Source organism: Microbacterium koreense, from assembly GCF_042677105.1.
Classification (GTDB): domain Bacteria; phylum Actinomycetota; class Actinomycetes; order Actinomycetales; family Microbacteriaceae; genus Microbacterium; species Microbacterium koreense.
Genome location: NZ_JBHTIM010000001.1, coordinates 1,759,052 through 1,772,225 on the forward strand (window position 1 = coordinate 1,759,052; position 13,174 = coordinate 1,772,225).

Sequence of the window (13,174 nt, forward strand, 5' to 3'; positions counted from 1 at the left end):
GTCGAGAGGGGCGTAGCCGTGGCACAGCGGGCACGCAAAGGTGCGCGGAGCTTCGTACCCGCGGTGATCGTGGGCGTGCTCGTTGCGGCGTGGTTCGTCGTGCCCGCTGCGGTCACGTGGGTGCAGCCGCCCGCGGAGGGAACCACGTTCCCGGCGCAGGTGGCGGAATACTCGCTCGCCGTCGACCCGCTGGCCGCAGGCGACGTCACGACCGCGACGATGATCTACCAGAACGGGCTCGGCGTCGAAAGCGGCGACACTCCGCAGGCGATCGTGCTGGCGGATGACGGCGTCACCTACCGGCGCCTGGTCGCAGCGGAGCAGCGCGGTGTCACCGCCGATCAAGGCGACCCCGCGGCGTTCGCGCTTTCCCCGGACGGTACTTTCGCGGTGCTCGGGTCGGGGGAGATCCCCGGGAGTGTTCCCGTCGTGACCTTCGCCGACGCCGACATCGACGAGTTCGTCATCGATGCGGAACGCTACGCCGCACCCGTCGGGCTCTCGGCGGACGGACTGCGCGCCGCGCTGGTGACGAGCGATCGACCATTGAGTCGATATGAGAGCCGTGACCTCCGTCTCAGCGGCGATCTCGTCGTGCTCGACTTCTCATCGGTCACCACCGAACCCATCGAGGTCGACGGCACGGTGAACGCGGCCGCGCTGTCGCCGGCGGGTGACCTCGTGCTCATCGACTCGTCGACCGGAGTGGTGCTCCACGATCGCGAGACCGGCGAGACGAGGCCGGTCGATGTGCCCGCCGGGGCGATCGTGGACGGCGACGCGTTCTCGCCCGACGGCACGAGCTTCGCCGTCGTATCCGGGTCGACGCTTCATATCGGTGCGGTGGATGCGGAGGCGGTCGAGGCGCTGCCACTGGAGGGGTTCGCGTTCGCGTCGGCGATCGGCTGGCGCGGCGAGGACGCCGTGCTCGTGCACGGAACCTCGGGTGAGGATGGCAACAGGTCGCTGTTCGCGTGGGTGGACACCGCCTCCGGCGCGGTCGAACCGATGAGCACCTACGAACCGGGACCCGCGAATGCGGCCCTCGCTCGCCCCGACATCGCCCGCGACCTCGCCGCAATGTGGTCGGTTGCGGACCGGCGCGCACAGCGGGGGATCGTCGAGCCGCTCTTGGGGCTCGCGGCGGGCCTGGCCGTGGGCGTCGTCGCCTGGTTCTTGACCCCGCGGCGGCGGATAGGGTGAACGGGTGAGAATCGCGCGCTTCAGCCACCAGAACGCCATCCGCTACGGCATCGTCGACGGCTCGGAGATCGTCGCCCTGTCGGGAGACCCCATGTTCGCGGGCTACGACACGACAGGAGAGCGCGTGCCGCTGGCAGACATCACGCTGCTCGCCCCCGTCATCCCTCGTTCCAAAGTCGTCTGCGTCGGGCGCAACTACCGCGATCACGCCGCCGAACTGGGCAACGACGTGCCCGACGAGCCGTTGCTGTTCTTGAAGCCGAACACCGCGGTGATCGGACCCGATGACGCCATCGTCCTCCCGCCCCAGTCCGAGCGCATCGACTTCGAGGGAGAACTCGCCGTCGTGATCGGTCGTATCGCCAAGAACGTCGCCGCGGCCGACGCGCTCGACTATGTCTTCGGCTACACGGTCGGCAACGACGTCACGGCGCGAGACCTGCAGAAGAGCGACGGCCAGTGGTCACGGGCCAAGGGGTTCGACACCTTCTGCCCGCTCGGTCCGGCGATCGAAACCGAGTTCGATCCCACCGGCGACGCCGTCGTCACGACACGTGTCGACGGGGAGGTGCGCCAGCAGGCGCCGATCAGCGACATGATCTTCTCCGTCGCCGACGTCATCGCCTATGCGTCCGCCGCCTTCACCCTCCTTCCCGGAGACGTGATCCTCACCGGCACGCCCGCGGGCGTCGGGCCGTTCACCGCGGGGCAGAGCGTCGAAGTGGAGGTCTCCGGGCTCGGAATCCTCCGCAACACGGCGCGCAATGCCTGACCTCACCCTCGCCGCGGTCGCCCGCATCCAGCGGCGCGCGGTGTGGGTCCTTTCGCTCGGCCAGGTTCTCGGAGGCATCGCGTTCGGTGCCACGATCTCCCTCGGTGCTGTGCTGGCGGCCGAGATCTCGGGCGACGAAGCGCTGTCGGGTCTCGCCACGGCGGCGGTCACGCTCGGGACGGCGCTGATCGCGATTCCGCTTGCCCGACTTGCACGCCAGCGCGGGCGGCGGCTGTCGCTCGCGATCGGAATGGTGATCGCCCTGGCGGGCGTCATGCTCGTGGTCTTCGCCGTATCGGTGCGATCCTTCCCGCTCCTGCTTCTGGCGTTCCTGCTCATCGGGTCGGGTCAGGCCGCGAACCTGCAATCCCGCTTCGCTGCGACCGACCTCGCCACGAGCGCGACGCGCGGTCGCGACCTGTCGATCGTCGTGTGGGCGACGACGATCGGCGCCGTGCTGGGGCCGAATCTCACGGGTCCCGGCGAGGTGCTGGGCGCTGCCATCGGGATGCCACCGCTCACGGGCGCGTACCTGTTCACCGTCGGCGCGCAACTGCTCGCGATCGGGCTGTATCTCGTCTTCCTCCGCCCCGATCCGTTGCTGACGGCGCAGCGGGTCGTCGCCGATCGACAGAGTGTCGACGCCGCGGAGGCGATCGTGCGGCCTGACCGGCCGACCGCGGCTCGGTTCGCCATCTTCGCTGTTGCCGCTGCGCACGGTGTGATGGTCGCCATCATGGCCATGACCCCGGTTCACCTCCTGCACCACGGAGCGGATCTGACGATCGTCGGCGTGACGATCAGCCTGCACATCGCCGGGATGTACGCCCTCGCGCCGGTGTTCGGCGTCCTTGCCGACAGGGTCGGCCGGGTCACGACGATCCTCGTCGGTCAGGTGATCCTCGCGGCCTCGCTGGTGACCGCCTTCATCGGTGCGGAGTCGAACTTCGCGGTCACCGTCGCCCTCGTGCTTCTCGGGCTCGGGTGGAGCGCGTCGACCGTCGCCGGTTCCACGCTGCTGACAGAGACCTCCGCCGAAGACATGCGCACGCGACGTCAGGGCATCAGCGACTTCACGATGAGCATCGTCGGTGCCGCGGGCGCGATCTCGGCCGGCGTCATCCTCGGGCTCATCGGCTATGGCGGACTCGCGTTGGTGTCGGGAGTTGCCGTGATCGCCGTCGTCGTGGCCTCGCCGCTCGGGCGGCGCGGCGCGTCGGTCACAACGCGCGGGTGAGTCAGACGACGACCGGCCTGGCCGCCGAGGTCTGACGTCCGAGTGCGCCGAGAACGAGGTCGACGTCGGCGTCGTCGTTGAAGACGTGGAAGGCCACGCGAGCCCGACCGGCGCGGCCGGAGGCCGTCAGCCCCGCGCGGGACAGCGCGGCGAGGTCGCGGCCGTCGGGGTCGGGCCAGGTGACGATCGCCGAGGGGAGCACGGGCTCATCGAGCCCCATCGCCGCACGGAAGCGTGCGGCCAGTCCCGTCGTATGAACGTAGAGGTCTTGGGTGTCGATCGCAGCGAACACCTCGAGCGCCGCCGCGGCACCCACGAACGCCTGCCACGCGGGCGACACGTCGAGCCGGCGCGCATCGGGTGCGAGGTCGAACGCGGCGCCGTAGCACGACGCCCACGGGTCGTCGCCGGCGTACCAACCGGCGTGCAGGGGCGTGATGCGGCGCTGGAACTCGGGGCTCAGAGCGAGGAACGCGGCGCCTCGCGGGGCGCACAGCCACTTGTAGGCGTGGCACACCAGGGCATCGACGGCGGTCGCGTCGACGGGGAGCCACCCCACCGCCTGGGTCGCGTCGCCATATGTCAATACGCCGTGGCTGCGGGCCGCGGCAGCGATCGCCGCCACGTCGGCGACCTCACCGGTGGCGGACTGCACGAGTGAGAACGCGACGAGCCCGGTGTCGGGTCCGATGGCGTCGGCGAGGGCCTCGAGGGGCACTTCGCGCACCCGCAGGTCACGGCCGGTGTGGAGGAAGGGGCGCACAAGCGACGAGAACTCGCCCTCCGGGACGAGGACCTCCCCGCCGGCGGGAATCGCCGTTGCGACGAGCGAGGTCAAGACCGACACCTGCGAGCCGACGGCCACACGCTCGGCTCCGATCCCGACGAGCTGCGCGAACAGTCCGCGTGAGCGCTCGACGGCCTCGCAGTAGCGGGAGACGTCGATGTCGCCCCCCGCGGCGCGTCGCACATCCTCCACCACGGCATCGCGAGCCGAGCGCGGGGGGATGCCCGCGGTGCAGGCGGCGAGGTACCCTCGGCCGCCGTCGAAGACGGATCTGGCGGCGGAAGCACTCAGGGTTGTGGGCATGGCATCCAGCATCCGTCGAATCGTTCTATTCGTCTACGGCAGGTATCGGATGGAAAACATGCCATGAAATAAACTGTTCGACATGACCGACCCGGCGCTCGCCCCTTCCGACCTTGACGCGCACGAGCTTCGAGTCGTGCGGGCGATCGGCGACCAAGGGTCGATCACGGCGGCTGCGGCATCCGTCGGGTACAGCCAACCCGCGATCAGCCAGATGCTGCGGCGACTCGAGCAGCGCATCGGTCTGCCGGTCGTCGAACGGATCGGCCGCGGCGTACGGCTCACCGAGGCGGGGCACATCCTGGCGCGACACGCCCCCGCTGTGACGACCGCGCTCGATGCCGCCGCCGGTGAACTGTCGGAGTTGCGCGGACTACGGACCGGTCGCGTGCGTCTCGTCGGGTTTCCCTCGGCATCACCCACCGTCGTTCCGCGCGTGATCGCCGACCTCGGCGCGCGGCACCCCGGTGTCACGCTCACGTACGTCGAGGCGGAACCTGCCGACGCGATCGCTGCTGTGCGCGAGCACCGAGCCGACATCGCCCTCACGTTCAGCTATCCAGGCCACCGCGACGACCCGCACCGCACCGCCGCGCACGGACTCACCGTGCGCGACGTCGGCGTCGACGATCTCGTGGCGGTGCTCCCGAGTGGCCATTCTGCAGCCGCAGCAGATCGACTCGATGTGGCCGACCTCGCCGACGAACCCTGGATCGCAGGATGCCCGCAGTGTCGGGGACACCTCCTCGAAGTCTGCGAACGCGCCGGATTCGCGCCGCGCATCGCCTTCGAGACCGACAACGTCGTCGCCGTGGAGAGTCTCGTCGCACAAGGGATCGGTGTCGCAACGCTGCCGCAATTGGCCACCGCATCCTTTCCTCAGGTGCCTGGTGTGGTCTTCGTTCCGTTACCGGCCGAGCAGCGACGCACCCTGCATGTCGTCACCGCGCGCGGCGCCGACGGCGTACCTGCGGTCGGGGTCGCGTTGCGTGCGATCGATCGCGTGCTCGCTCATCCCGATCTGGCGGCGGCACGCAACTAGACTGGAGGGCGATGCCTTCTTCACCCGATCCCCGCACCACGACTGCTTCGGGAGCCGACGTGCGCGTACGCTTCTGTCCGTCACCGACCGGCCTTCCGCATGTCGGCATGGTTCGCACGGCGCTCTACAACTGGGCGTACGCACGTCACACCGGCGGCAAGCTGATCTTCCGGATCGAAGACACCGATGCCGCGCGCGACAGCGAGGAGAGCTATCGCCAACTCGTCGATGCCCTCACCTGGCTGAAGATCGACTGGGACGAAGGCGTCGGCATCGGCGGCCCTCACGCGCCCTACCGGCAGTCCGAGCGCGGCGAGATCTACGCCGACGTGCTGCAGCGTCTCATCGACGTCGGCGCCGTCTACGAAAGCTACTCGACGGCCGAAGAGATCGACGCGCGAAACGAAGCGGCGGGACGTGCCAGGCAGCTCGGCTACGACAACCATGACCGCACTCTGACAGATGAGCAGAAGGCCGCCTTCCGGGCCGAAGGTCGTGAGCCGGCCTGGCGACTGCGCGTGCCCGACGAAGATCTAACCTACGTCGACCTCATTCGCGGTGACGTCACCTTCCCGGCGGGATCGTTCCCCGACTTCGTCGTCGTGCGCGCCGGGGGACAACCGCTCTACACCTTCACCAACCCCGTCGACGACGCGCTCATGGGCATCACCCACGTGATCCGAGGCGAGGACCTCATGCCCTCGACGGCGCGACAGCTCGCCCTCTACAGCGCACTCATCGACGCCGGAGTCACGACGTTCGTTCCCCGCTTCGGGCACATGCCGCTCGTGCTCGGCGAGACGGGAAACAAGAAACTCTCCAAGCGTGATCCGCAAGCCGACCTCTTCCTGCACCGCGAACGCGGCTTCATCCACGAGGGTCTGCTGAACTACCTGGCGTTGCTGGGATGGTCGATCTCCGCCGATCGCGACGTCTTCTCGCTCGACGAGTTCATCGCAGCGTTCGACATCGTCGACGTCAACCCCAACCCGGCGCGATTCGACCAGAAGAAGGCCGAGTCGATCAACGGCGACCACATCCGTATGCTCGAGCCCGGCGACTTCGCCGAGCGCATCGTGCCCTACCTCGTCGATGCCGGTGTGGTCGGTGAGGTGCCGACGACCGAGGAGCACGAGATGATCGCCGAGGCGGCGCCTCTCGTGCAGGAACGCGTCCAGATCCTCGGGGATGTGCCCGGCATGCTGGGCTTCCTCTTCGTCGACGAGGTCGACTATCAGGCCGACGCCCTCAAGGGGCTTCCCGCGAACGCGGGGGAGGTGCTCGTCGCATCCGTCGGCGCCCTCGAGATGGTTCCCGAGACCGAGTTCACCGCCGCGGCCGTGCAGGAGGCGCTGTCCACGGCGCTCATCGACGGGCTCGGTCTCAAGCCTCGTGTCGCCTACGGTCCGCCACGCGTCGCCGTCAGCGGACGCCGGGTTTCGCCGCCGTTGTTCGAGTCGATGGAGCTGCTCGGAAAGAGTGCGACCCTGCGCCGACTGGGGGCTCTCGTCGACCATCTCGAGTGACGGCTCGGTTTGGTGAGAGCCGCAGAGTCGTCTAGACTCGACCCTTGGCACGACCCCGGTCGAAACCGGTGGGGTATGGTGTAATTGGCAACACGGCTGATTCTGGTTCAGTTGTTCTTGGTTCGAGTCCAGGTACCCCAGCTTCGAAGAAACCCCCGCTCACGCGGGGGTTTTCTCATATGCGGCCGCTCCTGTGCCCCGTCCCGCCCCGCGGGGGCGATGCGGCTACGCCGCGGCGGTGACCGGGGTGCTCTCGCGCAGCACCATGACCTCTTCGAGGGTGGGGGCGACCGCGCTGACGGTCGCCGGGACGCCGCCCAGTGCGTGACGTACCTCGTCGGGATCTGCGCCGGCGACCCGCACATCGCGGCCCGAAAGCATCGTGGGCAACCCCGCATCGCTCAGCGTCGTGAAGACCCTCTGCCACTCGGCCGACTCGACCCGCACCGCGCGGACGCCCGCCGTGAGATCGGACACCGTACCGGAGCCGATCAGACGCCCCTGCGACATCAGCGCCAGCCGGGTGCACTGCTCAGCTTCTTGCAGATAGTGCGTCGTCACGAGCACGGCACGCCCGGCATCCGCCTGCGCGTGAATGATGTCCCACAGCCGCGCGCGCGCGAGAGGATCCACCCCCGATGTCGGCTCGTCGAGCACGAGCAGTTCCGGGTGATGGGCGAGAGCGAGGGCGAATGCCAACTGACGTTGACGTCCGAGGCCGATCTCCTTGACGGGTCGACCTTTCACGGGGAGGAGGGATGGCGGAAGCGTGTCGACGGCGGACTCGGACGCGTAGACGCGCTGGAAGAACTCCACGTTCTGCTCGACGCTCAGCGTCTGGAACAGCCCCAGGCCCTGCGGGACGTAGCCCAGCCGACGGCGCGAGGCCTCATCGGGTGTCGCGCCGAAGAGTTCGACCGAACCCCCGTCGGGGCGATCGAGGCCGATCAGCGTGCGGAGGAACGTCGTCTTTCCCGCGCCGTTCGCACCGATCAGCCCGATGATCTCGCCCGCGCGGACCTCCAAGGACACCTCATCGACCGCGACGTGACGGCCGAACCGACGGGTCACATCGACGCCGGAAGCCTGCACGGCACCGCGCTCGGCCGGTGAGTCGGCCGGCGCGGCAGGTGCGCGCTCGGCGACCTGGGCAGGGCTCGTGCCGTTCACGGGGGAGTCGCGCAGCGTGAGTGCGATGAGCGCGTCCTCGAGGTCGGTGGAGATCGCCGACACGGTTCCGCGCGTGAGGGACGAGGTGAGATCGGCCGGCACCCAGATGTGGCGGGTCGTGCCGCGCCGCCAGGACCGCGCTGCATCGGTCGGACCGCTCGATGACAGCGCAGCGTCGTCGATGCGCCCGATGATGCCCGGGACACCGTCGATGATCTCTGCCGGGGTGCCGCTGGCGAGGAGATGCCCACTTTCGAGAGCCGTGACGGATGCCGCGCGCTGCGCCTCGTCGAGATAGGTCGTCGCCATCAGCACCGCCGTGTCGCCGACGGCCGTCCGTGAGATGAGACGCCACAGTTCCACTCGGCTGACCGGGTCGACCCCCGTGCTCGGTTCGTCGAGGAGCACGAGATCGGGCTCGTGAAGGATCGCCATGAGGAATCCGAGCTTCTGCCGCATGCCACCCGACAGTTGTGAGCCGAGGCGGTCACGAGCCTGGGTGAGACCAGCCCGCTCGAGGAACTCGTCGCCGCGCGCGCGGATGGCGCGAGAGGGCATCCCGAAACTGCGCCCCACGAAGTGCAGGTTCTCAGTGACGGTCAGATTGGGCCACACGCCGGACGTCGAGGGCTGGTAGCCGAGACAGCTGTCGGGCAGGGTGCGCACGTGGCCGGATGTCGGGCGGATTCGAGAGGCCAGCACCCGAAGGAGGGTGGACTTGCCGGCGCCGTCACCACCGACCACCGCGGTGACTTCGCCGCGCGGAACGGCGAGGGTGATGTCATCGAGTGCCGTGGATCGGCCGAACGCGACGCTGACGTCCTCCAGCCCCAGGTCGCCGGTCATGACGCCGCTCCGTGCGGGTGCCGGCGGAGGCTACGCCGCGGTTTCGCAGGGGAGATGCTCGCATGAAGTCGCATGATGGCCAGTCCGAAGATCACCACGGCCATGATCGCCAGCACGGTCAGCGGCAACCACAGCGAATCGAGGGGAGCGGCGCGCAGCATCACCCCTTGCGAGATCATCGTGAAGTAGGTGAGGGGGAGCAGGTAGCCGATCCACCGCACGCCCGCCGCCATCGCCTCCAGCGGGAAGATCATGCCCGAGAGCAGGATCTGCGGCAGCAGGGTCATCATCGCCAGCTGGATCGCCTGCCCGGATGTCTGGGACACACTCGAGATGAGCACGCCGATCCCGAGGACGGCGAAGAGGAACAGGACCGCCCCGAGAGCGAAGACCCAGACGCTGCCCGCAAACGGCACATCGAAAAGAAGGATGCCGAGCACGGCGATGAGCACGAGGTCGAACGCGGCGAGGAGGAAGTACGGCAACACCTTGCCGAGGATCACGCCGGGTGCGCTCAGTGGCATGACGGCGAGTTGTTCGAGGGTGCCCGACTCCCGCTCGCGTACGAGACCGATCGAAGTGATGATCGTGCCGATGAAGGTGAGGATCAGGCCGATGATCGCCGGAATCATCACCCACGACGTCTTGAGGTCGGGGTTGAAGAGAATCTCGGTATCGATCTTCGGGGCCTGGGGGTTCTCCGCAGACTGCGAGGAGAGCTGAGCGAACATCACCTCCGCTGACTGGGCGGCGAAGAGGTTCGACCCGTCGATCAGGACGGTGATCTCGGTGGCGTCGTCGGCGACGAACGCGAGATCGCTCCGACCATCTCGGAGTGCGTCGACGGCATCCTTCGTCGCCCCCTCGGTATCCACGTCGGTGATGACCAGGTGATCGGAGAGGTCATCGTTCTCGTCGATCATCGCTTCGACGTTCTCGGCATCGGCACCGACGATCGTCACCTCGAAGGAGTCGACGGTGAAGTTCGCCGCGTAGCCGAAGATGATCAGCAGCAAGAGCGGCATGACGATCAACATGCCGAGGGTGCGTCGATCGCGCCCGAGCTCTTGGAATTCCTTGATGAAGACGGCCCTCATGGCAGAGATTATTCATCGTGTGATGAATTGTTGCAACCATGTACGCCCCGTATCGTGGTCGCATGGACGACGAAGGGGTGCCGCGGCGACGTGGACGTCCGCGAGGCGGGACACCCGACGGCAAATCGCGCATCCGCAAGGCGGCGATCACCGAGTTCGGGGCACACGGTTACGACGGCGCGACCGTGCGGGGGATCGCCGACAGGGCCGGCGTCGACCCCGCGCTGATCCATCACCACTTCGGATCGAAAGCCGACCTCTTCGCGGACGTGGTCGGCGCTCCCGCGCAGCCGGGTCGCCTGCTCGCCGCCGCGCTCGAGGGTGATGTCCACGGCGCAGGTGAGCGCATCGCCCGAGCCGCGTTCACCCCGTGGGAGAGCCCGTCTTTCCGTTCCCGGGGTGTCGCGGTCATGCGCGCCGCGGTGGGGAGCAAGCGGATGTCGAAGCTCGCCGCCAGCTACTTCTCGCGCGAGATGGTCACCCAGATCGAGGGTGTGCTGGCGCCCGACCCGCAGGCGTCACGTCGCGCCGGGCTGGTCGTCAGCCAAGTGCTCGGGGTGTTCCTCACCCGTCACGTGCTGGAGTTCGGGGCCGCGCGCGACATCCCGCTCGACCAGCTCGTCACGGCCGTCGGCGCGACGTTGCAGCGATACCTCACCGGACCGCTCGACTCGGCCGACGAAGCGCCGCGCGCCTGACGCCGCGCTCGCCGCGCTTACCGAGGGTCACCGTCCTCGACGGGCGATTCTGCGCTGTGTGCAGCCGATCTCGTTTGCAGACGTCGGGTCTCCGGGGTCGCGATCTCTGCGAGGGCTTCGTGCGCAAGCCGTGCGTACGCGGGCGCGTCATCACTGTTGTCCAGGAGAAGGACGGCGATGGCGGCAGCCCACCCCCGAGAGCGGAGCCAGGTGTCGCGGTCGACGTGGGGCATCGCCTCCGTGAAGGCAGCACGACCGGCGGCATCGAACGCGAGCCATGCGATCGCGAGGTCATAGGCCGGATCACCGGCCGTGGCATCGCCGAAGTCGATGATGCCGCGCAGTGACCCGCCTTGCGCGATGACGTTCCCGGGATGAAGGTCGCCGTGGATCCAGACAGCGGCCCCCCTCCACGCCGGCGAAGACAGGGCCTCGCGCCACGCGTGCTCGGCGACATCGAGCGTCGCCGGGTCGACGGCATCCGCGTCTCGTGCACGCGAGAAACGCCGCGCGACGACCTCCGCCCGGTCTGTCAACGGGCCGCCGCGGACCGGATTGACGGGGTAACCCGAGCGCGCGGGTCGGTGGAGCGCCCGCAGCGCCTGCGCCAGAGATCCCGCCCACAGTGTGCGCTCGGTACGGGCGATGTCGAGCCCGCGGCATCCGTCGATCCAGCGGACGATCATCCATGGCCACGGGAACCCCGCCGCGGGTGCGCCGCTATGGATCGGTGTCGGAACGCGGATGCCGGTCGCCTCGATCATCCCGCCCACCTCGGCCAGCGCCTGTGCTTCGTGAGCGAGCAACGGCACCGCCTCGGGGCGTCGGGGGAGTCTCACCGCGAGGCCGTGGCCGAGGCGCCACATCGAACAGTCCCAGCCGTCATCCGCATGGACGAGAGGCAGTTCGTCGGTGCCCGGTATGCCCGAGAGCAAGCGTCGCACGAGTTGCGCGTCGATTCGGACCTGCGCGGCGGGCTTGTTTGGCACTCCTCGACTCTAGGCGTGGGCGCGCCCGGTCGACGGGTAGTGTGGCGTGGTGATTGCGCCCGCCCCGTCGAGCCCCAGCCCCGCGCCCACACCGGGGGCCGTCTACTTCATCGGGCGGGTGGTGCTCAGGCCGCTGTTCTGGGTGATGTACCGCCCCCGGATCACCGGCCGGGCGTACGTCCCCGACAGCGGACCGGTGCTTCTCGCCAGCAACCACCTGGCGTCGCTGGATACCGTCATCATCCCGACAGCGGCGTCGCGTCCCGTGCAGTTCCTCATCAAATCGTCCTACTTCACCGGGTCCGGGTTGATCGGTCGTTTCAAGCGTTGGTTCTTCACCTCGATCGGTGGGGTCCCGGTGTATCGCGCGACAGGCCGGGACGCGCGGGCGGCCTTGGATGCGGGAAGCAGCATCCTGCGGGCGGGAAGCGTCTTCGCGGTGTTCCCCGAAGGCACCCGGTCGCGTGATGGCAAACTCCACGACGGGCACGGGGGTGCAGCGTGGATGGCCCGCGAGACCGGCGCGGCCGTCGTGCCGGTCGGCCTGATCGGGACCGGCACGGCCAAGCCCCTTCGCCACCTGTTGCGTGGGCATCCTCGACTCGAAGTGAGGTTCGGTGAGCCGTTGGACCTCTCCGACCTCGACGGGGTCCCCGACGGCAAAGCGCGCCGCGAAATCACCGAACGCATGATGGCGGCCATCGCCGAGTTGAGCGGGCAGGAGCGGTCCGGGAGCGTCAACGCCTCGTCGCGCGACTGAGCCGGGTGGGCGCGGGCCCTGTGTCCTGGCGGCATTCGCTCGCTACGATCGACGCATGGGATTCGGCGGACTCGATCGCGACGCGGTCGCGTTCTACGGCGAGCTGCGGAAGAACAACACGAAGGCCTGGTGGGCCGCCAACAAGCACCGGTACGAGGCGGCGGTGCGCGGTCCGTTCGAGGCGTTGGGCGCAGAACTGGAACCCGAGTTCGGCGCGGTGAAGATCTTCCGCCCCTATCGTGACGTGCGTTTCAGCGCCGACAAGGCCCCGTACAAGCTACACATCGGCATGGTCACGCGTGCGACGGTGGCGCACTACGTGCAGTTGGGCGTGGACGGACTGATGGTGGGCGGGGGGATGTACGACGTTGCACCCGCCGTTCTCGCACGCTTCCGCGAGGCCGTCGATGACCCGCGTACGGCGGAGGACCTCGAGGCTCTTCTTGCCGATCTGCGGGGGTCGGGCTTCGAGCTGATGCGCGACGGCAGCCTCAAGACCGCGCCGCGCGGCTACCGCACCGACCACCCGCGCCTGCCTCTCCTCCAGCTGAGGCGACTGGCGGTGGGGCGACGAGAGGCTCCGGCCGACTGGATGTGGACGCCCGACGCGTACGACATCATCGCCGACGACTGGCGCACCGTATCGACCTGGTGTGCATGGCTGACCGAGACCCTCGGTGACGAGCTGCTCGAGGCTGCGCATCCCTCGCGGCGCGGGCGCGCCGGCGGCTAGGCATCCGAGCG

Annotated in this window: 12 protein-coding genes and 1 tRNA gene; 9 read left to right on the top strand and 4 right to left on the bottom strand. The window is 68.7% G+C overall.

The annotated features are described in order from the left end of the window. The first annotated feature begins 18 nt into the window (after nt 1-18). From ACFQZV_RS08185 to ACFQZV_RS08195, 3 genes are read left to right on the top strand one after another with little or no spacing between them, the layout of a single operon-like run. Nucleotides 19-1,203 carry a hypothetical protein gene (locus ACFQZV_RS08185; RefSeq protein WP_378749896.1) on the top strand — a complete coding sequence of 395 codons (1,185 nt, stop codon included), beginning with the start codon at nt 19-21 and terminating at the stop codon, nt 1,201-1,203. Nucleotides 1,204-1,207: 4 nt separating this feature from the next. Then, nucleotides 1,208-1,975: a fumarylacetoacetate hydrolase family protein gene (locus ACFQZV_RS08190; RefSeq protein WP_378749894.1), complete on the top strand. Its 768-nt coding sequence runs from the start codon at nt 1,208-1,210 to the stop codon at nt 1,973-1,975. Then, nucleotides 1,968-3,212: an MFS transporter gene (locus ACFQZV_RS08195; RefSeq protein ID WP_378749892.1), complete on the top strand. Its 1,245-nt coding sequence runs from the start codon at nt 1,968-1,970 to the stop codon at nt 3,210-3,212. The genes ACFQZV_RS08190 and ACFQZV_RS08195 overlap by 8 nt, the downstream gene beginning before the upstream one ends. A gap of 1 nt (nt 3,213) precedes the next feature. Here ACFQZV_RS08195 and ACFQZV_RS08200 read toward each other — a convergent pair whose 3' ends face one another. Continuing rightward, complete coding sequence (locus ACFQZV_RS08200) at nt 3,214-4,302, bottom strand: aminotransferase class V-fold PLP-dependent enzyme (RefSeq protein ID WP_378749890.1); 1,089 nt, start codon at nt 4,300-4,302, stop codon at nt 3,214-3,216. Nucleotides 4,303-4,384: 82 nt separating this feature from the next. On the opposite strand from ACFQZV_RS08200, the gene ACFQZV_RS08205 reads away from it, so the two are divergent. From ACFQZV_RS08205 to ACFQZV_RS08215, 3 genes are all read left to right on the top strand, one after another. Continuing rightward, nucleotides 4,385-5,344: a LysR family transcriptional regulator gene (locus tag ACFQZV_RS08205; protein WP_378749888.1), complete on the top strand. Its 960-nt coding sequence runs from the start codon at nt 4,385-4,387 to the stop codon at nt 5,342-5,344. Between the two features lie 11 nt (nt 5,345-5,355). Further along, nucleotides 5,356-6,870 (top strand): glutamate--tRNA ligase, encoded by a 1,515-nt coding sequence (gene gltX / locus ACFQZV_RS08210; protein WP_378749886.1) that lies wholly within the window; start codon nt 5,356-5,358, stop codon nt 6,868-6,870. Between the two features lie 69 nt (nt 6,871-6,939). After that, a tRNA-Gln gene (locus tag ACFQZV_RS08215) sits at nt 6,940-7,011 on the top strand. Between the two features lie 84 nt (nt 7,012-7,095). On the opposite strand, the gene ACFQZV_RS08220 is transcribed toward ACFQZV_RS08215, so the two are convergent. Beyond that, nucleotides 7,096-8,886 carry an ATP-binding cassette domain-containing protein gene (locus ACFQZV_RS08220; RefSeq protein WP_378749884.1) on the bottom strand — a complete coding sequence of 597 codons (1,791 nt, stop codon included), beginning with the start codon at nt 8,884-8,886 and terminating at the stop codon, nt 7,096-7,098. Next, nucleotides 8,883-9,983, bottom strand: a complete 1,101-nt coding sequence (locus tag ACFQZV_RS08225; protein ID WP_378749882.1) for an ABC transporter permease — start codon at nt 9,981-9,983, stop codon at nt 8,883-8,885. Before ACFQZV_RS08225 ends, ACFQZV_RS08220 begins: the two co-directional genes overlap by 4 nt. Before the next feature lie 62 nt (nt 9,984-10,045). On the opposite strand from ACFQZV_RS08225, the gene ACFQZV_RS08230 reads away from it, so the two are divergent. Beyond that, entirely contained in the window at nt 10,046-10,681 is a 636-nt protein-coding gene (locus ACFQZV_RS08230) for a TetR/AcrR family transcriptional regulator (RefSeq protein WP_378749880.1), read from the top strand. Between the two features lie 17 nt (nt 10,682-10,698). On the opposite strand, the gene ACFQZV_RS08235 is transcribed toward ACFQZV_RS08230, so the two are convergent. Continuing rightward, nucleotides 10,699-11,670, bottom strand: coding sequence for an aminoglycoside phosphotransferase family protein (locus ACFQZV_RS08235; RefSeq protein ID WP_378749878.1), 972 nt, complete (start codon nt 11,668-11,670; stop codon nt 10,699-10,701). 49 nt (nt 11,671-11,719) lie between these two features. Here ACFQZV_RS08235 and ACFQZV_RS08240 point away from each other — a divergent pair, with 49 nt between their 5' ends. Both ACFQZV_RS08240 and ACFQZV_RS08245 read left to right on the top strand, forming a co-directional pair. Continuing rightward, the gene (locus ACFQZV_RS08240) at nt 11,720-12,430 is read left to right on the top strand and encodes a lysophospholipid acyltransferase family protein (RefSeq protein ID WP_378749876.1); all 711 of its coding nucleotides are present in this window, start codon (nt 11,720-11,722) and stop codon (nt 12,428-12,430) included. Between the two features lie 55 nt (nt 12,431-12,485). Then, nucleotides 12,486-13,163 (top strand): DUF2461 domain-containing protein, encoded by a 678-nt coding sequence (locus tag ACFQZV_RS08245; RefSeq protein ID WP_378749874.1) that lies wholly within the window; start codon nt 12,486-12,488, stop codon nt 13,161-13,163. Nucleotides 13,164-13,174: the final 11 nt, after the last annotated feature.